Raw genomic sequence first — 17,551 nt, 5'->3', positions numbered from 1 at the left:
CACGTCGGAGGACGTCACCCGCGTCGGAGGACACCGGTCCGCGTCCTCCCACCGGACTCGCGTCCTCCGACACGCATCCGCGTGCCCGCGTCAGGCGTGGCGGCGCCGGCGCCGGGTGCGGGTGAGCGTCACAGCCAGCGCATCGTGAACGCCCGCGCGAGCACCGCCCGCAGCGGCGGCACGGAGAGTGTACGCACGGCAGCGTTGCGCAGCCGGAGCCGCGCACCGGCCGCCGGCGCGCCCATCGCCATGTTGAACGCGGCCTGGCGCATGGCGCGCGCCGCCGCCGACCGCCGCACTCGCGCATAACGGGTGAAGGCCTCGAACGGCGCCCCCGCGTCGAGCGCGGCGGTCAGATCGTGATGGAGGGCGAGCGCGTCGAGCCATCCGAGGTTCATGCCCTGACCGCCGATGGGGCTGACCTCGTGCGCCGCGTCGCCGACGAGCGCGACGCGGCCATGCGACATCCGCTCGGCCAGATGCTGTCTCGCCTCGAAGGCGGTCGGCGGCGACACCGACGCCTGATCGAGCTCGTCGCCCGTGCGACCGGCGACGATCGTCGCGAGCACACCGGCGTCGAGCCGCGCCGGCGGTCGCCGGACCCACGCGACCCAGCGACGCTGCCGCCCGGGCATCGGAAAGGACTCGACCACTCCGGCCGGCTCGAAGTGCAGCAGGGCCGTCGCCGGCTCGTCGGTGTCGTCGGGAGCGTCGCCCATCACGTAGTGCGCCCGGCCCGGCCAATCATTCCATCCGATGCCGACGAGGCTCCGGATACCGCTGCGCACCCCGTCGGCCCCGACCGCGTAGCGCGCCCGCACCGTGACCTCTTCGCCACCACGATCAGCTGCGACTTCGACGTGGGTGCCCCGGTCGCGGATGCCGCGCACCTCCGTCGCCCGCTCGAGAACGCCCGGGGCGAGCTCGCCGAGCCGCCGTTCGAGCATCGCCTCGGTCTCGACCTGCGGCAGCGACCAGACCGTGCCGGCGCGCCTGAATGACATCACGCCGAGCGTGCGCCCCTCGCACGTCACCCTGCCACCCCGGATCTCGACGGCGGCGGCCCGCACCGCACCGCCGATGCCTACAGCGTCGAGGGCACGCAACCCGGGCGGATGGATGCCGATCGCCCGTGACGACCCCGCGTGCGTGCGTGGGGCACGACGTTCGAGCACGATCACATCGCGGCGGCGCTGCGCGAGCAGGCAGGCGAGGAGGAGCCCGACGGGCCCGCCGCCCACGATGACCACGTCGTGCATCGGGTCGACGGATGCCTCAGACATCCGTGCCCCAGACGACCTCGAGCCGCGACGGGAAGGCCCGCCGCACAGCCCATCCTTCGGGCAGCACGGCCGCGAGCTCGGCCGCGGTGTGGCTGCGCCGGATCGACGTCAGCCCGTCGGGGCGAATATACGATCCGGCGAGCAGGTTGCCGGCGAACGGCAGCGTGCCGAGCCAGAAGCCCGCGTAGCCGAGACGCGTGCGCTCGATGTCGCCGTGAACGGCGATGCCGCCCGCCCCGAGCAACAGCTCGCTGTCGCGCAGCAGCGCTCCGAGCTCGCGGCCGTCGAGATGATGCAGCACGTGGTTCGACAGCACGAGATCGAAGTGCTCGCGCGCCTCGACGAGCTCACCGCTCGTGGCACGGCTGAGCGTCAGCCCCGGTGTCGGCGGTTGGGCCGATGCCCACTCCATCGCGCGCGCGTCGGGGTCGATCGCCGTGATCTCGAGCTGCAGTCCGTCTTCGTCGGCCCAGCGCAACAGGCGGCGCGGCAGGTCGGCGCTGCCCGAGCCGATGTCGACGAGACGTGTGCCCCAGACCGGCGAGAGTCGCGGCCGCACCCACCGTCGGTACACCGCGCGTTCCCCCGACACCACGGCGTTCACGAGCCGGAACCGCTCGTAGGTCTTCGCGAGCATCGCCGGGTCGGCGGCGGGGTCGTCCATAAGCTCGGCGACCTCGTCGTCGCGTCGGCCGAGGCCACGGGTGTTCCCTGTGTCGCGCGCCTGCATGTGGCCATCGTAGGCGTCGGACGCGCTCGCCGCGCCCGACGCAGAGCTCACACCCGAATGGTCATGAGCGCCGACTCGACGGTGATCCCCGGGCCGAATGCCATCGCCGCGACCCGGTCGCCGTCGGCGGCTGCCTCGGAGTCGAGGATGTTCCGCAGCACGAAGAGCACGGTCGCGCTCGACATGTTGCCGTAGTCGCGCAGCGTCTCGCGCGCCGGCACGAGTTGCGCCTCGGTGAGCACGAGCCGCGACTCGACCTTGTCGAGGATCGACCGCCCGCCCGGGTGGATCGCCCAATGCTCGATGGCATCTGAAGAGCCGTCGGAGGCGAGCGCCGTCGCGAGCGCATCGTCGTGCGCGAAGAGCGGCTCGAGCGCACCCGTGATGTGGTCGTCGATGATCGCCGGGATCGCGTTGGAGAGCACCATCTCGAAGCCGTGGTCGCCGATCTTCCACGCCATGTCGCTCTCGCCGACGGGCGTGATGCGTGTGGCGAAGCGGTCGAGGTCGAACGCCCGCTCACCGGGCGAGAGGGGCCGCGACGTGACGATGCCCGAGCCGGCCCCGTCGGCGAAGAGCGACGACGCGACGATCGTGTCGGGGTCGTTCGACGTGCGCAGATGCAGCGTGCAGAGCTCGACGGAGACGACGAGCACGACCGCCGAGGCATCCGCTTTCGCCAATTGCGAGGCGATGCGCAGTGCCGGAATCGACGCGTAACACCCCATGAAGCCGAGGTGATAGCGCTCGACACCGGGGTCGAGCCCCAGCTCGCGGGCGATCATGAAGTCGGGCCCCGGCGCATAGAAGCCCGTGCACGAGACGGTGATGACATGCGTGATATCGGATGCCTCGATGCCCGGAGTCGCCTCGATGGCCCTGCGACCCGCCTCGACGTAGAGCGGCGTGGCCTGCTCGGCGTAGATCTCGTTGCGCACCTTGGTGCCCGGGAAGAGGAGCTCGCCGGATTCGACGTCGAAGAAGAAGGGCTCTTCGGGGTGCGCGTCGAAGCTCAGTTCGTCGAGCACCGTGTAGCGGGTCGCGATGCCCGACACGTTGAACGAGGTGGCGACGATGCGCTGGCCCAGGCGGTTCAGCCCCGGCTGGCCCGCGAACACGTCGCGCACCTCTTCTTGCACGAGAACAGTCGGCGGAACGACGGTCGAGACGCCCCTCAGAGTGACGGTCATGCCTCAGTGTATGCAGCCGAGCGGATGCCGCGAAAGGACTCGGACGAGGCTCGCACGATCACCCCAGCAGCTTCGCCTTGGCCGCGGCGAACTCGTCGTCGGTGAGGATGCCCTGCTCTTTCAGCGCGCCGAGCTTCGACAGCTCGCCGACGATGTCAGAGCCGCCCGCCGAAGCGGCCGGAGCAGCCGGTGCTGCAGCGGCCTGCTGCGACGCGACGCCCATCGCCGCTTGCTGCTGCTGCGCCACCGCGGCCTGGGCCGCTGCGTCGACCTGCGCCTGCTGTTGCTGGGCCTCGTACTGCTGTCGCTCGTACTGGTCTTGGGACTTCTGCTGCTGGCGACGCTGCATGCCGCCACTGACGGCGGTGGCGGTTCCGGCGACGACTGCCGTGCGAGCGGCCATGCCGATCAGTCCGGGGCGTCCCATTCTTCTGAACGGCATCTTCCTACTCCTCTTCGGCTTCGGCGAGCGCGGCGTTCACGACCGGCGCGGGAATGCGTTCGGTCTGCAGCACGATGCCGCCGGCCGCGGCGAACTTCGAGGCGAGGCGCTTCGCCCAGACGAGCTCGATCGCGAGCAACGCGCCCGAAGTGCCAGGCGGAATACCCTCGGCGAGTTCGGTGGCATCTTCATCGGCGACGAGGCCGATCGCTTCGAGCTCGACCGTGCCGAAGCCGTACTCGTCGCTCACCTCTTCGAACTCGGTGATCTTCACCGTGCCGTCTTCAGCCCGCGAGATCATGAGGAAGTCGAGCAACCTGATCTCGCCGCCCTCGATGAGCTCACGAATCGCCTCGAGGCTGCCTGCATCGGGGCGATCGCCCTCGAACCCCACGAGGTACAGGTCCACCGGACCGTATTCGAAATCCGCCATGATCTCCCCCAATCCACGTGGTTGCAGACTACGCGCGCAGCACCCCGGGACGCCAGAGTCCAGCGGAATCCTCGGCGGACGACGAACATCGGGTCACGACACGTTCGGGTCGCCCGACAGCCGGCGGAGCGCCCGCATGTTCTCGTCGGGCTCGAGCAGCAGGGCCCGCACGAGCAGCGTGAGCGGGATGCAGAGGATCGCACCGATCGGCCCGATCACGAGAGTCCAGAACACGACAGAGAAGAAGGTCAGCGTGAGGCTGAGGCCCACGGCGTCGCTCACGAACTTCGGCTGCACGAGCACTTGCAGCACGACGTTGATCACGCTGTACGCGAGGATCACGACGAGCGCGAGCGGCCAGCCGCCGATGACGAGCGCGAGCACCGCGGGCGGGATGACGCCGATCACGAAGCCGATGTTCGGAATGAAGTTCGTGACGAACGCGAGGATCGCCCACACGATCGGGATCGGCACGCCGAGCGCCCAGAGCAGCAGGCCGTCGAGCACGGCGACGATGAGTCCGAACGTTGCGTTGACCACGTAGTACCGCCGCACGCTCGTGAAGTAGTGGGCGCCGATCACGTCGCCCGCCGCCGTTCCGAACACGCGGCCGCCGCCGCGGCTGAAGCGCGAGGCATCCGCTGCCATGAAGATGACGTAGGCGAGCACGAAGAAGAACGCCGTCGCGGCGCCGAGCACGGCATCGGCGACCCCCGCTGCGAAGGTGAGCAGCACCTCGGGGTCGACGGCGGCGGCCGTCGAAGCGGCTGACACGCTCGTGATTCCGAGCGAGGTGAGCCAGTCGTAGATCGCCTGAACGGTCGCGGTCAGCTTGTCGGCGTAGTCGGGCAGCATCTCGATGAACTGCACGGATGCCACGACGAGCAGTATGCCGAGCGCTGCGAGGATCAGGTAGGCGACGACGATCACCGCGGTCGTCGCGAGCCAGCTCGGCCAGCCGCGGCGTTCGAGCGGGCGGCGCACCGGGTGGGCGATGATCACCACGACCGCGGCGACGGCGGCGGGGGCCAGGATGTCGCGGGCGAACCAGATGCCGGCGAAGACGATCGCCGCGGCGGCGATCGTGAGCAGCATCCGCGTCCCGTGCGCGAGCCCCGTTCCCTGAGCCTGCTCCGTTCCCTGAGCCTGCCCTGTTCCCTGAGCCTGCCCTGTTCCCTGAGCCTGTCGAAGGGAGCCGCCCGAGTCGCCCGCTTCGACGGGCTCAGCGAGCGACTCAGGCTCAGCGATCGACCCGGGCTCAGCGAGCGGCTCGGGCTCAGTGGCATCCGTCATCAGAAGCTCCCGATTCCCTTGCCGATCACGACGACGCCGATGACGAGCAGCAGCACGGCCATGACCGTCGCGTTGTTGTGCACGAGCCACGCGCGGAGCGATTCGAGCGGGCCGCCCATCTTCTCGGCGGCGATGAGGTACGCGATCACGGGCACGGCGACGGTGCACGCGGCGATGATCGTGAAGATCACGACCGAGATCGTGATCTCACCGCCGCTCAGGCCGCCCGTGCCGATGATCACGCCCGCACCTGCAGCCATCAGCAGGTTCTTCGGGTTGACGGCTGCGAGCAGGAAGCCGAGCACACCCCCGCGGACCGTGGTCATCGAGTCGATCGCCGACATCCACTTCGGCAACGCCGCCTCCTCCCCCGGCTTCGGCCGGGTGCGCCACTGCCTCAGGGCGAGGAAGAGCAGGCCCGCACCGAGCAGGAGTTTGATGACACCGGAGATCGGCTTCGAGGCGTCGGAGTCCTGCTCGGGGATGATCGAGGCGAGCAGCGTGAACACCACGACCGCGACGACGATGCCGAGTACCCAGCCGATCAGGAAGCCGACGCTCGTGCCCTTCGCCTTCGGCGAGAGCAGCATGAGGATCGCCGCGATGATCGGGATCGGGCTGATCGCGATACCGAGTGCGAGCGGCAGGATGCTTCCGATGACCTCGCCCATCTGTGTACTCCCTGTCTGGCGGACGAAGCCGCCGTCGGTTATTGCTGAGCGAGCGGATGTCCCGCGCCGCATCACCCTGTTCGCGGTGCGCGACCGGCATCCGCCTCGGCACCATGCACCTCGGGCTCGATGCGGAATTCCGGCGCCCAGGTGACGAGCAACCACGCCGGCAGCACCACCACGCACAGGATCGGGAGCACGGCGATATCGCCGCAGACGGCGACCGCGAGGAACAGCGAGATCCAGCCGTCCCTGGTCACGACGAGCACGATGCCGAGCACGCCGCACGCCACAGCCAGGCCGATCGGCATCGACGGGATGAGGACGTGGCCGAGGAGACCGAGTGCGACGCCGATGAACGTCGCGGGGAAGACGCGACCGCCTCGGAACAAGGCACTCGCCGCGATGAGCAGCGCGAGGATCTTGATGCCTGCGATCGCAGCGAGTTGGGCGCCGTCCAGCTCATCGGCCTGGTTCAGCAGCTCGCCCATCTGCGTGAGCCCCTTGAACATGGTGATCGGGCCGCCGAGCATGCCGAGCAGGCCGAGCAGCACGCCGCCAACGGTGGGAATCAGCACGGGGTGGGGCAGCGCGTGCAGGGCACGGTAGATCCAGGGGAACGCGAACAGTGCTGCGAGCCCCACTATCGTCGCACCACACGCGACGAGCGCGCCGGTGGCGAGGTCCCCGGGTTCGACTTGGCCGATGGGCGGCAAGCTGAAGGCGAGCGGCGGCGCGCCGAGGAGGTGCATCGTGATGGAACCGGCACCGGCCGCCGCGACCGGCAGGAAGAGACGGTCCCAGAGCGACCCGCCCGACTTCAGCGCGGCCACGATGCCCGTGAAGACGAGCGCGGCGGCCACGGGTGTGCCGAACAGGGCGCCGATCGTGCCCGATGCGGCGAGCAGGGTCGTGAGCTGGGCGGGCACCTGCGGCATGAGCCGTGCGACGACGGCCACGAGGATCGCCGTGTTGATGGCGATGATCGGGTTCTCGGGGCCGAGGCTCACGCCGCCCGCGAGCCCGAGCACGGTGACGAGAGCGAGTCCGGGCAGGGTCGCGACCGGCAGCGGCGGCCCGACGAGCTCGGTGGTCGCCGAGTCGGGCCCGCCGTGCCCCGGCACGAATCGCAGCGCGAGCCCGACGGCGAATCCCGTGACGGTGAGTACGAGGAGGATCCACCATCCCGACGGGTCGACGCCGAGCGCCTCCGGCGCCGCCTCCCAGATCAGACTCTGCAGCCCACCCGACACCCGATCGAGCGCCCACAGCACGAGCGCCGACACGATGCCGATGACGAGCGCCGGTACGGCGAGTACGAGCAGTCGCCGCGGCGAGACATCCGGATCCCTCGCTGGCAGGGCAAGTGTCATCGTTCCGCCTCCCGCGGCCAGAGTATCGCTGTGGTGGTCGAAGCGTGGTTGTTCGAAGTATGGACGCGCCGAGCCGCCAAGCGATAGGTTTCACCTCAGCGGCGCTCCTGGGGGGCGCTCACTCAGTGAAAGGCTGCGCATATGAGTTTCTGGACGAATTTCTGGGACCTGATCTGGTGGTTCCTTTGGATATTCGCGTTCATCGCCTACCTGTATGCGCTGTTCGCGATCATCGCCGACCTGTTCCGGGACCAGAAGCTGAACGGCTGGTGGAAGGCATTGTGGATCATCTTCCTCGTCTTCGTGCCGTTCCTCACCGCGCTGGTGTACCTCATCGCCCGGGGCAAGGGCATGGCAGAGCGCGCGCAGAAGGACTACAAGCAGGCCGAAGCCGCGACCCAGGAGTACATCCGTCAAACAGCCGGGGCCCACAGCCCTGCAGATGAGATCGCGAAGGCCAAGGGCCTCCTCGACTCGGGCACCATCACCCAACAGGAGTACGAACTGCTGAAGGCCAAGGCGCTCGGGCACCCCACGCAGAACGTCTGATCTCAGACGGCAGCTGAGAGGGTCGGATGCTTCGGCATCCGACCCTCTTCGCGTCCCTGCAGATCGAGGAGGCCCCCTCACTGCAGGTCGAGGAGACCCGTCCCTGCGGGTTGAGGAGGCCGCCCGCGGCCGTCTCGAAACCCACCCTGGGCGAGCAGGTTCCGAGACGTTCCTTCGTCGCTCGTCAACCAGCGGGTGCGGGTGCGGGAACCTCCGAGACCGGCGTCGCCGAGGCATCCGTCGCCGGCTGCCCGTGCATCGCACTCGAGTTGCGGAGGAAGACGATGATCCAGCTGAAGATCAGCACAGATGCCACGAGTTCGACGGCGGTGAGATTGTAGTACCCGGTCGTGAAGAACACGGCGAGCACGACGATCACGCCGACGTAGACGTATCCGAGCAGGATGAACACCTTCGGCATCGACGGGATGAACCAGCGCAGCCCGATCACGAGCACGGCGAATGCGATCGTCATGCCCGTCGCGACGGTGTTGTGCAGAATGAAGAACCGGTCGACCGGGAGGATTCCGACGCATCCGAGGAAGATCCCGAGCAGGATCATGCCGACCCGCACGATGTTGCGACCGCGCACCTCTGCGGGCGTCGTCGTCGGCACGGCCGCCGTCGCGTACCGGGCGATCGTCGTGACGATCACGCCGGCGATGATGAGCGTCATGTTGAACGCGAGCGCCGAGACATCGTTCGTCATGCCGAGCGCGCTCAGGTTCTGCTGCCACCACAGTGGATTGCTCGAGCTGAGCATGCTCGCGAGCCCACCGACGACGAGGAACAGGGCGAGCACGAACGACAGCAGCATCGGCGTGAGGTGGGCGGCGGAGAGGAACACCGCGTAGGCGGTGACCGCCATGCCGACCCCGGCGAGAATCGCTCCGGGCAGTGCGAAGACGACGGCACCTTGGAAGCTGCGCTCGAGCAGGTCGGCGAGGCCGACCCAGCCGAGGAGCGCGATGAACGCATGCGCGAGGGCGATCGCCGTGAGGTCGAACCAGTGGATGTGCGCTCCGGGCGCGTCGAGACCCGGCAGCTTCGCCTCGGCCAGACCCGCGGCGCTACGCGTGCGCAGAGCCAGGCGGCCGAGCACGAACGCGATGAGCGTGGCGATCGCGGCGCCGACGCTCACGAATTCGCCGAGCGATCCCGGGCCCGCGATCTCCAGGTCTCGGCCGAGGAAGACGAGCCAGGCGACGAGCCCGCCGACGACGAAGGTGGCGGCGCCGATGAGCAGGGCGATCGATTCGAGCGATTCGGCATTGGCCGCCGGATGCCGCAGCACTCGTGCGATCGACGACGGTTCGTGAGTGATGTTCGCGGTGTCTCGGCTCACGTGCTCAGCTTGCCATGATCCACCCGCCGGTCGAGGAGCGACGCAGGAGCGTCACCTCGTTGGTCGAGTAGCGACGCAGGAGCGTATCGAGACCCGTCACCAGGTCTCGATACGGCGCTGGCGCGCCTACTCGACCAGCGGTGGTCTTCAGCCTTTGATCGGGTCGAGCACCTCGAGCATCGAGCCCTGCACGAACCCGGCCCACTCGTACGCCGCACGCAGGTAGTCGTCGCGGGTCTCGTCGGACTCGGTCTCGTCTTCGTCGACGATGCCGACCCGCTCGGCGAGGATCAGCCGCAGGTCGGTGAGGAACGTCAGCCAGCCCCACGCCTCCGACTGGTCGAGCTCGATCTGCACGAGCCCGGCCTGCACGTCGACGGCGGTCGCGTCGCGCACGCGCTGCGCCGCCTGGCGCTTGCCGTCGACGAGGTTGTCGCGGGTGTAGCGGGTGAAGTCGTGCGCCGCGGCCGCATCGTCGGGGTAGGCGTCGGGCAGCAGCCGGCCGAGCGCCGGGTCGTCGACTTCGCCGAGCAGCAGCACCGAGTCGACCTGGTCGGCGAGCTCGGAGAGGAGCATCGCCTCTTCGATCTCGAGCACGATGCGAACCCCCTCGCCGCCGCCGAGGCCCGCGACGATCACGGTTCGCCTTTCGCGACGGTCGCCTGGAGACCGTAGCCGTGCATCGCCTGCGCGTGCCGCTCCATGGCCTCGCGGTTGCCGGTCGCCACGATCGCCCTGCCCTCGGTGTGCACGAGCAGCATGAGGCGTTCGGCCTCCTCGCGGGGGAACCCGAAGTAGCTGCGGAACACGTAGCTGACGTACGTCATGAGGTTCACGGGGTCATCCCACACGATCGTGCGCCACGGCACCTCGGCCGTGGCACGCACGGCGCGATCGGTGTCGAGTTGCTCGATGGTGGTCGTCATTGCTCAAGCCTGACACGATGCGGCGATGCCCGCATCCCGCAGGTAGCGTCGAACGGTGACTGAACGCATCGATATCGACGAGCGATCGGGCAACTCTCGGCGAGCGATGTACTCTTGGGTCACGGCGCGGTCGGCGCGGTCGCGGGCGAGTCGCGGCGAGCTGCTCGCTCGCGCCGCGCTCGGTGAGGATCAGCCGGTGGAGACCGAGTTCATCGATCCGTCGCACTTCTCGCGCCTGATCGCGCGGCCGGTCACGCCACCGCTCGCCGCGAGGCGGTGACCGTGAACTTCGCGTTGCGGGCGATCTGACGGGTCGGGCCGACGACGTGTTCGAGCAACGGCCGGTAGCGCAGGTGCGAGTTGAACACACACCAAAGCTCGCCGCCCGGGGCGAGCACGCGCGCGGCGTCGGCGAAGAGGTGGGCGGCAATGCCGGTCGAGATCGCCGCATCGCTGTGGAACGGCGGGTTCACCACGATGAGCGGCTCGCTCGCATCGGCGAAGGACTCGAGGCCGTCGGCCTGTGCGACCTGCACCCGGTCGGCGACTCCGTTCGCCTCGGCGGTCAGCCGAGCGGATGACGCGGCCGACGCCGAACGATCGGTCGCCGTCACCCGCAGCCCGGGTCGCGCTCGCGCGAGCCACGCCGCCACCACGCCCGTGCCGCACGCGAGATCGACAACGGTCGGGGCATCCGGAACCGCGTCGCCCAGCTGCTCGAGCAGGAACCGCGTGCCGATGTCGATGCCGGTGCCCGCGAAGACCCCGCCGTGCGCAACGACCACGAGGTCGACGTCGTCATGCCGAGTGCGTCGCGGCCAGTTGCCATCCGTTGGTCGAGTAGACCCCGCGACCTGGTCTCCATCGGCATCCGTCGGTCGAGGAGACCCCGCGACCTGGTCTCGATGGGCATCCGTTGGTCGAGTAGGCGCGCCAGCGCCGTATCGAGACCCCGCGACTTGGTCTCGATCGGCATCCGTTGGTCGAGTAGGCGCGCCAGCGCCGTATCGCGACCCCGCGACCTGGTCTCGATACGCTCCTTCGTCACTCCTCGACCGACGAGGCAAGCGTGCCATCAACACGCGCGACTTCTGGCGCGCATGACTCACGTCCAACCGCTCGAAGTGCCGTGCGAGCACCTCGTTCATCGCGAGCGACATGTGCTTGATGCGACCGCCGGCGACGACCACGGCGTCGCGATGGGCATTCGCCGCGATGAGCTCCGCCAGTTCGTCGAGCCGGTCGAGCGAGCGCGGCAATCGCAACAACACGAGGCGTGCGCCCTCGAAGAGCTCGGCGCCGAGCGGCAACGACTGCGCCGCACCCTCGAGCCGCAGTCGACGGGCGTTCTCGACGAGCGCGCGCTCACCCGTGATGAGGTCTTGGTGCACCCTGATACCGCGGACCCCGGCATCCGCCGCAGCGAGCGCGAGTGCCCCGTACGAGTCGTCGACGACGACGAGTTCGCCCTCGCCGACCCCACCGATCATGGCGGCGGCTTCGTCGAGGATCAGCCGGTCCGCGGCATCCGATGCCTCGAGGCCCGGCCCTTCGACATCGGGGCGCCGCTGCAGCGCACCGAAGTCGAAAGCCATCCCCCAAGGGTACGCGGCGACCGACGCTCAACCGGTGCGCCTGGTCACGGACGATCTTGCTGGGTGCGGCGCTCGGTGAGGTTTGCTACTCTCGTGCCGCATGCAGGACGCACAGACCGGGGGACGGCGGGCGGCGCGACATGGAGTCGCGACGCCCGTGACGCGTACCCCGCGCAACGTGCGCTCCCCGCGCCGCTCGCTCGCGGCGGCGGCGGTGCTCTCGGTCATCGGGCTCCTCGCGGGCCTCACCCTGGCACCGTTGCCGCAGCCCGGTGGAGTACTCCCCCTCGCCTCGGCGAATACGCCGCACTCGGGTGACGCGCAGGATTTCAGCGTCGCAGCGGATGTCGCGGCGGCGGCGATCTCGCACGAGTCCTACGTCGCGACCACCGGAGAGCAGACTCTCGTCGCCGGTGGCACGAACGTCGACTGGGCCAAGCTCGTGCTCATCGAGGGCGCCTGGCCGGTCACCGAAGAGAACATCACGTTCATGATGCGCTGGATGCGTCAGGAGAACGGCGCCGACAACTGGTGGAACCGCAACAACCCCCTGAACAACGGGCAGGGTTCGGGCGGCGGCTCGGGACTCGGTAGCTACGCCACCCTCATGGAGGCCGCCTTCTACGCAGCGCAGAACCTGAAGTCGGGCCGCTACCCCGACGTCGATGCCGCACTCGCCCGCGGTGATTCTGCCGACGCGACTGCGCAGGCGATCTGGGCGTCGGCCTGGGCGTCGAGCCACTATGGCAACGGTACCCACTGGAGCTCGCGGCCCTATGCGGTCATCGAAGCGCCCGCCTCGGCCTGGGGTCGCTGAGTTCAGCTGGGCAGGTCGACCGTCACATGCGGCGACAGTGAGCGGAGGAAGTCCGCGGCGTCGAACACTGCGCCCGCCGAGACCACGCCAGTTGCGCGGGTGCGCCCGCTGAGCACTCGCTCGACGGCTTCGACCGCGAGCGGCGCCGTGACATGGCCGGCAGTACGATCGTGCCCGCCGCCCGTGCGGCCTCGGCGTAGTCGGCGAACATCGACGCATTCGCCTCGATCTCCGCGGCAACATCGATGTACGGGATGCCCGCGCGGAGCGCGGCCTCGACGACCGGGCCCGCGGTCACCGCGAACGGGCCGGCGCAGTTGATCACCGCAGCGGCGCCCGCCAACGCGGCATCGAGCGCCGCAGGATCGTCGACCGTCGCCGGTCGCACGACGATCTCGCTCCACTCGGCGGCGAGTGCGGCCAGCTGCGCCCGGTCGCGCCCTGCGGCGATCGGCGTGAAGCCGCGCTGGAGGAGTTCGGCGACGACGAAGCGTCCCGTGTGACCGGTCGCTCCGTAGACGACGACCGTATTCGCTGTTCCCGTGCCACCCTGATCTCTTGTTCCGACGAGTATCTCTTGTTCCGACGAGTACATCTTGGCAGCTCGAGGATGCCCCGCGATCGGATGGATTCCCGGGATTCGGGTGGCCTACCCGCGTTCCAGCGGCCGCCACACGACGACGGCGTTCTCGCGTCTCATGCGAGTGCCGGCTCGAAGAGAAACGACTTCTCCGGCAGACCCTGCGGCGAACACGCGGCGCCCCGGGCGGTTCAGCATCTCGTCGGCGAGCGCGGCCTCGAGCTCGTGGACCCGCGCCCGCAGCGCGGTCACCTCGTCTTCGAGACCGAGCACCCGGCGGATGCCCTCGAGGTTCACACCCTCGCTCGAGAGTTGCGCGATCTCGCGCAAGTGCACGACGTCGCGCATCGAGTAGCGCCGCGACTTGCCCGCGGTGCGGGTGGGCGACACGAGCCCGAGCCGGTCGTACTGGCGCAGGGTCTGCGGGTGCATTCCAGCGAGTTCGGCGGCGACCGAGATGACGAACAGCGGGCTCATCTCGTTCATCTCCACCGCCTATGCCTTCGCCTTCGAGAGCAGCTCGTCGCGCGGATTTTCGTCGGGCAGTAGCGCGGCGAACTCCGCGAGCTTCTCCTCGGCGTCTTTCGAGAGGTGCGAGGGCACCGCGATCTGCACGACCGCGAGGAGGTCTCCTGTGCCCTTGGTGGTCTTCACGCCACGACCCTTGACGCGCAGCACGCGCCCGCTCGGGGTGCCGGGTGCGACACGCAGCTTGACGGGGTCGCCGCCGAGGGTCGGCACCTGGATGGTCGCGCCGAGCGCCGCCTCGGCGAAGGTCACCGGCACGTTGACCCGAAGGTTCAGGCCGTCGCGCTCGAACACGGGGTGCTTGCGCACGCTCACGGTGAGCACGAGGTCGCCGGGCTCGCCGCCGTCGGGCGACGGATGGCCCTTGCCGCGGAGCTTGATCTTCTGGCCGTCGGCGACACCGGCGGGTATGCGCACGGTGATCGGCTTGCCGTCGGAAGTCTGCAGGGTGATCTGCTCGCCCTTGGTGGCGGTGACGAAGTCGAGGGTCGTCGACGCCGCGACATCCCGACCCTTCGATGGGCCGCCCTGACCGCGATAGCCGCCGCTCGGCTGGCCGAAGCGGCCGCCGCCGAAGAGCCCGCCGAGCAAGTCGTCGTAGTCGCCGCCCTGCTGGAACGTGTACGACTGGCTGCGGCCCCCGCCGCCCTGGCCGAACATGCCACCGAAGACGTCTTCGAAGCCGCCCGCACCGCCCGCGCCGCCAGCGCCACCGGGCGCGGTGAACCGAGCGCCCGAACCCATGGCGCGAACCGCGTCGTACTCCTTGCGCTGTTCGGGATCGGAGAGCACCGAGTGCGCTTCGCTGATCTCCTTGAACTTCGCTTCGGCTGCGGCGTCACCCGCGTTGGAGTCGGGGTGGTACTTGCGTGCGAGCTTGCGGTACGTCTTCTTCAGCTCTGCGTCGCTCACGTCTTTGGAGACGCCGAGCACTTTGTAGAAGTCCTTGTCGAACCAATCCTGACTGGCCATCGGCACCTCCTCTTCTGAAATCTAGTCGTGTGTGTCGGTCGAGTAGCGCGAAGCGCGTATCGGGACTCTTGTGACGGGTCTCGATACGCTCCTTCGCCGCTACTCGACCAACGGGGCCGTCACGCCTGCGGCGTCTTCACGACGACCTTCGCCGCGCGAAGCAGCGTGCCGCCGAGGGTGTAGCCCGTTTCGACGACGTCGGCGACCGTCTCGGTCTCGACTTCGGCGGATGGCTGCTGGAAGATCGCCTCGTGCCGCTGCGGGTCGAACGGCTCGCCGACCTCGCCGAAGGCGGTGAGACCGAGCTTCTCGACCGCACCGCGCAGCTTCGCGGCGATCGTCGCGAATGGCGCGTCGCCCTCGAGATCGCCGTGCTTCTCAGCCCGGTCGAGGTCGTCGAGCACGGGCAGCAGTACGGCGACGGCCGCACCCACCGCTCGCTCACGCTCGACCTCGCGGTTCGCTTCGGTGCGCTTGCGGTAGTTGGCGTACTCGGCCGTGATGCGCTTGAGGTCGGCGAGGTGCTCGTCGCTCGGCTCCTGCACCTCAGCCTGCGCCGCGTTCAGGATGTCGTCGACCGTGAGCACCTCTTCGTCTGCGCCATCGCCCGCTGAGCCCGTCGAAGCGGATGCCGCGGCATCCGTCTCGATATCGGGCCCTTCGGCCTGGATGAACTCGTCATCCAGACCGTCGTGCTCGTTCTCGTGCTGGTCGGACATGGCTACTTCTTCTCTTCGTCGTCGTCGATGACCTCGGCGTCGACCACGTCTTCGTCAGAGGACTGGTCGCTCTCGGCGCCGGACGCGTTCGCATCTTCGCCGGCCGCAGCGCTCGCGCCGGCCTGCTGGCCCTGCGCGTAGATCGCCTCGCCGAGCTTGCCCTGCGATGCGTTGAGCTTCTCGAAGGCCGACTTCACGGCCTCGTCGTCTTCGCCTGCGAGCGCCGACTTCAGTGCATCGACATCGCCCTGCACCTCGGACTTGACGTCAGCGGGAAGCTTGTCGTCATTGTCCTTGATGAGCTTCTCGATCGAGTAGACGAGCTGCTCGGCCTGGTTGCGGGTCTCAGCCGACTCGCGACGCGCCTTGTCTTCGGCAGCGTGCTCTTCAGCCTCGCGCACCATGCGGTCGATGTCGTCTTTCGGGAGGCTCGAGCCGCCCGAGATCGTCATGCGCTGCTCCTTGCCGGTGCCCTTTTCTTTCGCGGACACGTGCACGATGCCGTTGGCGTCGATGTCGAACGTGACCTCGATCTGCGGGATGCCCCGCGGCGCCGGCGCGATGCCGGTGAGCTCGAAGGTGCCGAGCGGCTTGTTGTCGCGGGTGAACTCGCGCTCGCCCTGGAAGACCTGGATCGCGACCGACGGCTGGTTGTCGTCGGCGGTCGTGAAGGTCTCGCTGCGCTTCGTGGGGATGGCCGTGTTGCGCTCGATGAGCTTCGTCATGATGCCGCCCTTGGTCTCGATGCCGAGGCTGAGGGGGGTGACGTCGATGAGCAGCACGTCCTTGCGCTCGCCCTTGAGGACGCCCGCCTGGAGGGCCGCCCCGACGGCGACGACCTCATCGGGGTTGACGCCCTTGTTGGGCTCCTGGCCGGTCTCTTTCTTGACGAGCTCGCTGACCGCGGGCATGCGCGTCGACCCGCCGACGAGCACGACGTGCGCGATGTCGGAGAGCTTGACGCCCGCCTCGCGGATGACGTCTTCGAACGGCTTCTTCGTGCGGTCGAGCAGGTCGCTCGTCATGTTCTCGAACTCGGCGCGCGTGAGCGTCTCGTCGAGGTTCGCGGGGCCATTCTCGGTGAGCGAGAGGTAAGGCAGCTGGATCGAGGCCTTCATGTTCGAAGACAGCTCTTTCTTGGCCTGCTCCGCTGCCTCCTTCAGGCGCTGCTTGGCGATCTTGTCGTTGGAGACGTCGACGCCGGTGGTCTCCTTGAACTTCTTGATGAGCCAGTCGACGATGCGCTGGTCCCAGTCGTCGCCGCCGAGGCGGTTGTCGCCCGCGGTCGACTTGACCTGGATCGTCGAGAAGTCGTCGTCTTTGCCCACCTCGAGCAGGGAGACGTCGAACGTGCCGCCACCGAGGTCGAAGACCAGGATGAGCTCGTCTTCCTTGCCCTTGTCGAGGCCGTAGGCGAGGGCGGCCGCAGTGGGCTCGTTGATGATGCGCAGCACGTTGAGGCCCGCGATCTCGCCGGCCTCCTTGGTAGCCTGACGCTCGGCGTCGTTGAAGTAAGCGGGCACGGTGATGACCGCGTCGGTGACGGTGTCGCCGAGGTACTGCTCGGCGTCGCGCTTCAGCTTCTGCAGGATGCGCGCCGAGATCTCTTGCGGCGTGTACCGCTTGCCGTCGATCTCGTCGGTCTTCCAGTCGGTGCCCATGTGGCGCTTGACCGACGCGATGGTGCGGTCGACGTTGGTGACCGCCTGGCGCTTCGCGGTCTCACCGACGAGCACCTCGCCGTCTTTCGTGAATGCGACGACCGACGGGGTGGTGCGAAGACCCTCCGCGTTGGCGATGACTGTGGGCTCTCCGCCCTCGAGGACCGCGACGACCGAGTTGGTGGTTCCGAGGTCGATTCCTACTGCACGTGACATGTGTTTTCTCCTTCTCTCCACCCGCCGCCCGAGTGGCGTGCGACGCCGTCGCACGCGTATCGAGACCCGCGGGCCGGATGCCGGTTCGACCCTTGCTGGCCCGCAACCGAAGTACGTGTGACAAGACTTGAGCCTTGCCGACTCAAGCTTCGCAGCCCCTCGGGAACGTGTCAAGTGGAGGCGTGAAACTTGAGCGTACTTGACTCAACTTTCGGATGGCGTCCAGTA

At 68.6% G+C, this 17,551-nt stretch carries 20 protein-coding genes; 3 read left to right on the top strand and 17 right to left on the bottom strand.

Annotated elements, in window-relative coordinates; genetic code table 11:
• Positions 1–128: 128 nt before the first annotated feature.
• The 8 genes from AC1C2U_RS10880 to AC1C2U_RS10845 form a co-directional block, all read right to left on the bottom strand.
• Positions 129–1,283 carry an FAD-dependent oxidoreductase gene (locus tag AC1C2U_RS10880; protein WP_495361749.1) on the bottom strand — a complete coding sequence of 385 codons (1,155 nt, stop codon included), beginning with the start codon at positions 1,281–1,283 and terminating at the stop codon, positions 129–131.
• Entirely contained in the window at positions 1,276–2,064 is a 789-nt protein-coding gene (locus AC1C2U_RS10875; RefSeq protein ID WP_495361748.1) for a methyltransferase, read from the bottom strand. The genes AC1C2U_RS10880 and AC1C2U_RS10875 overlap by 8 nt, the downstream gene beginning before the upstream one ends.
• Positions 2,061–3,203 carry a type III polyketide synthase gene (locus AC1C2U_RS10870; RefSeq protein ID WP_495361747.1) on the bottom strand — a complete coding sequence of 381 codons (1,143 nt, stop codon included), beginning with the start codon at positions 3,201–3,203 and terminating at the stop codon, positions 2,061–2,063. Before AC1C2U_RS10870 ends, AC1C2U_RS10875 begins: the two co-directional genes overlap by 4 nt.
• A 58-nt stretch (positions 3,204–3,261) precedes the next feature.
• Entirely contained in the window at positions 3,262–3,645 is a 384-nt protein-coding gene (locus AC1C2U_RS10865) for an SHOCT domain-containing protein (protein ID WP_495361746.1), read from the bottom strand.
• A gap of 4 nt (positions 3,646–3,649) precedes the next feature.
• Complete coding sequence (locus AC1C2U_RS10860) at positions 3,650–4,078, bottom strand: DUF6325 family protein (protein WP_495361745.1); 429 nt, start codon at positions 4,076–4,078, stop codon at positions 3,650–3,652.
• 93 nt (positions 4,079–4,171) lie between these two features.
• Complete coding sequence (locus tag AC1C2U_RS10855; protein ID WP_495361744.1) at positions 4,172–5,371, bottom strand: AI-2E family transporter; 1,200 nt, start codon at positions 5,369–5,371, stop codon at positions 4,172–4,174.
• Positions 5,371–6,042 carry a GAP family protein gene (locus AC1C2U_RS10850; RefSeq protein WP_495361743.1) on the bottom strand — a complete coding sequence of 224 codons (672 nt, stop codon included), beginning with the start codon at positions 6,040–6,042 and terminating at the stop codon, positions 5,371–5,373. The genes AC1C2U_RS10855 and AC1C2U_RS10850 overlap by 1 nt, the downstream gene beginning before the upstream one ends.
• Before the next feature lie 71 nt (positions 6,043–6,113).
• The gene (locus AC1C2U_RS10845) at positions 6,114–7,415 is read right to left on the bottom strand and encodes an ion channel protein (RefSeq protein WP_495361742.1); all 1,302 of its coding nucleotides are present in this window, start codon (positions 7,413–7,415) and stop codon (positions 6,114–6,116) included.
• A gap of 141 nt (positions 7,416–7,556) precedes the next feature.
• On the opposite strand from AC1C2U_RS10845, the gene AC1C2U_RS10840 reads away from it, so the two are divergent.
• Complete coding sequence (locus tag AC1C2U_RS10840; protein ID WP_495361741.1) at positions 7,557–7,964, top strand: SHOCT domain-containing protein; 408 nt, start codon at positions 7,557–7,559, stop codon at positions 7,962–7,964.
• Between the two features lie 184 nt (positions 7,965–8,148).
• On the opposite strand, the gene AC1C2U_RS10835 is transcribed toward AC1C2U_RS10840, so the two are convergent.
• From AC1C2U_RS10835 to clpS, 3 genes are all read right to left on the bottom strand, one after another.
• Positions 8,149–9,309 (bottom strand): hypothetical protein, encoded by a 1,161-nt coding sequence (locus tag AC1C2U_RS10835; RefSeq protein ID WP_495361740.1) that lies wholly within the window; start codon positions 9,307–9,309, stop codon positions 8,149–8,151.
• A gap of 147 nt (positions 9,310–9,456) precedes the next feature.
• Positions 9,457–9,948, bottom strand: coding sequence for a DUF2017 family protein (locus AC1C2U_RS10830; protein ID WP_495361739.1), 492 nt, complete (start codon positions 9,946–9,948; stop codon positions 9,457–9,459).
• Positions 9,945–10,235, bottom strand: a complete 291-nt coding sequence (gene clpS, locus AC1C2U_RS10825; protein ID WP_495361738.1) for an ATP-dependent Clp protease adapter ClpS — start codon at positions 10,233–10,235, stop codon at positions 9,945–9,947. The genes AC1C2U_RS10830 and clpS overlap by 4 nt, the downstream gene beginning before the upstream one ends.
• Before the next feature lie 55 nt (positions 10,236–10,290).
• Here clpS and AC1C2U_RS10820 point away from each other — a divergent pair, with 55 nt between their 5' ends.
• Positions 10,291–10,515, top strand: a complete 225-nt coding sequence (locus AC1C2U_RS10820) for a hypothetical protein (RefSeq protein WP_495361737.1) — start codon at positions 10,291–10,293, stop codon at positions 10,513–10,515.
• Here AC1C2U_RS10820 and AC1C2U_RS10815 read toward each other — a convergent pair.
• Positions 10,487–11,830 (bottom strand): class I SAM-dependent methyltransferase, encoded by a 1,344-nt coding sequence (locus AC1C2U_RS10815; protein ID WP_495361736.1) that lies wholly within the window; start codon positions 11,828–11,830, stop codon positions 10,487–10,489. The two genes, AC1C2U_RS10820 and AC1C2U_RS10815, sit on opposite strands and share 29 nt — an antisense overlap.
• 100 nt (positions 11,831–11,930) lie before the next feature.
• On the opposite strand from AC1C2U_RS10815, the gene AC1C2U_RS10810 reads away from it, so the two are divergent.
• Positions 11,931–12,647 carry a hypothetical protein gene (locus tag AC1C2U_RS10810; RefSeq protein WP_495361735.1) on the top strand — a complete coding sequence of 239 codons (717 nt, stop codon included), beginning with the start codon at positions 11,931–11,933 and terminating at the stop codon, positions 12,645–12,647.
• A gap of 22 nt (positions 12,648–12,669) precedes the next feature.
• Here AC1C2U_RS10810 and AC1C2U_RS10805 read toward each other — a convergent pair whose 3' ends face one another.
• The 5 genes from AC1C2U_RS10805 to dnaK form a co-directional block, all read right to left on the bottom strand.
• Positions 12,670–13,242 (bottom strand): saccharopine dehydrogenase NADP-binding domain-containing protein, encoded by a 573-nt coding sequence (locus AC1C2U_RS10805; protein ID WP_495361734.1) that lies wholly within the window; start codon positions 13,240–13,242, stop codon positions 12,670–12,672.
• Positions 13,243–13,296: 54 nt separating this feature from the next.
• Entirely contained in the window at positions 13,297–13,713 is a 417-nt protein-coding gene (locus AC1C2U_RS10800) for a heat shock protein transcriptional repressor HspR (protein ID WP_495361733.1), read from the bottom strand.
• Between the two features lie 9 nt (positions 13,714–13,722).
• A complete protein-coding gene (locus AC1C2U_RS10795) occupies positions 13,723–14,727 on the bottom strand; it encodes a DnaJ C-terminal domain-containing protein (RefSeq protein ID WP_495361732.1) in 1,005 nt (334 codons plus the stop codon).
• A 119-nt stretch (positions 14,728–14,846) separates the two neighbouring features.
• Positions 14,847–15,446: a nucleotide exchange factor GrpE gene (locus tag AC1C2U_RS10790; protein ID WP_495361731.1), complete on the bottom strand. Its 600-nt coding sequence runs from the start codon at positions 15,444–15,446 to the stop codon at positions 14,847–14,849.
• Between the two features lie 2 nt (positions 15,447–15,448).
• Complete coding sequence (gene dnaK / locus AC1C2U_RS10785) at positions 15,449–17,323, bottom strand: molecular chaperone DnaK (protein ID WP_495361730.1); 1,875 nt, start codon at positions 17,321–17,323, stop codon at positions 15,449–15,451.
• Positions 17,324–17,551: the final 228 nt, after the last annotated feature.

Source organism: Agromyces sp. Y575, assembly GCF_059445445.1.
This window is presented reverse-complemented; position numbering and strand designations above follow the sequence as displayed.

What these genes read in the sequence shown, in the direction of transcription:
- AC1C2U_RS10860 (WP_495361745.1), bottom strand. Translation starts at nt 4,078, where the DNA reads ATGGCGGATTTCGAATACGGTCCGGTGGACCTGTACCTCGTGGGGTTC.
- AC1C2U_RS10840 (WP_495361741.1), top strand. Translation starts at nt 7,557, where the DNA reads ATGAGTTTCTGGACGAATTTCTGGGACCTGATCTGGTGGTTCCTTTGG.
- AC1C2U_RS10795 (WP_495361732.1), bottom strand. Translation starts at nt 14,727, where the DNA reads ATGGCCAGTCAGGATTGGTTCGACAAGGACTTCTACAAAGTGCTCGGC.
- AC1C2U_RS10790 (WP_495361731.1), bottom strand. Translation starts at nt 15,446, where the DNA reads ATGTCCGACCAGCACGAGAACGAGCACGACGGTCTGGATGACGAGTTC.
- AC1C2U_RS10850 (WP_495361743.1), bottom strand. Translation starts at nt 6,042, where the DNA reads ATGGGCGAGGTCATCGGAAGCATCCTGCCGCTCGCACTCGGTATCGCG.
- AC1C2U_RS10855 (WP_495361744.1), bottom strand. Translation starts at nt 5,371, where the DNA reads ATGACGGATGCCACTGAGCCCGAGCCGCTCGCTGAGCCCGGGTCGATC.
- AC1C2U_RS10865 (WP_495361746.1), bottom strand. Translation starts at nt 3,645, where the DNA reads ATGCCGTTCAGAAGAATGGGACGCCCCGGACTGATCGGCATGGCCGCT.
- clpS (WP_495361738.1), bottom strand. Translation starts at nt 10,235, where the DNA reads ATGACGACCACCATCGAGCAACTCGACACCGATCGCGCCGTGCGTGCC.
- AC1C2U_RS10815 (WP_495361736.1), bottom strand. Translation starts at nt 11,830, where the DNA reads ATGGCTTTCGACTTCGGTGCGCTGCAGCGGCGCCCCGATGTCGAAGGG.
- AC1C2U_RS10845 (WP_495361742.1), bottom strand. Translation starts at nt 7,415, where the DNA reads ATGACACTTGCCCTGCCAGCGAGGGATCCGGATGTCTCGCCGCGGCGA.
- AC1C2U_RS10805 (WP_495361734.1), bottom strand. Translation starts at nt 13,242, where the DNA reads ATGTACTCGTCGGAACAAGAGATACTCGTCGGAACAAGAGATCAGGGT.
- dnaK (WP_495361730.1), bottom strand. Translation starts at nt 17,323, where the DNA reads ATGTCACGTGCAGTAGGAATCGACCTCGGAACCACCAACTCGGTCGTC.
- AC1C2U_RS10870 (WP_495361747.1), bottom strand. Translation starts at nt 3,203, where the DNA reads ATGACCGTCACTCTGAGGGGCGTCTCGACCGTCGTTCCGCCGACTGTT.
- AC1C2U_RS10880 (WP_495361749.1), bottom strand. Translation starts at nt 1,283, where the DNA reads ATGTCTGAGGCATCCGTCGACCCGATGCACGACGTGGTCATCGTGGGC.
- AC1C2U_RS10810 (WP_495361735.1), top strand. Translation starts at nt 11,931, where the DNA reads ATGCAGGACGCACAGACCGGGGGACGGCGGGCGGCGCGACATGGAGTC.
- AC1C2U_RS10800 (WP_495361733.1), bottom strand. Translation starts at nt 13,713, where the DNA reads ATGAACGAGATGAGCCCGCTGTTCGTCATCTCGGTCGCCGCCGAACTC.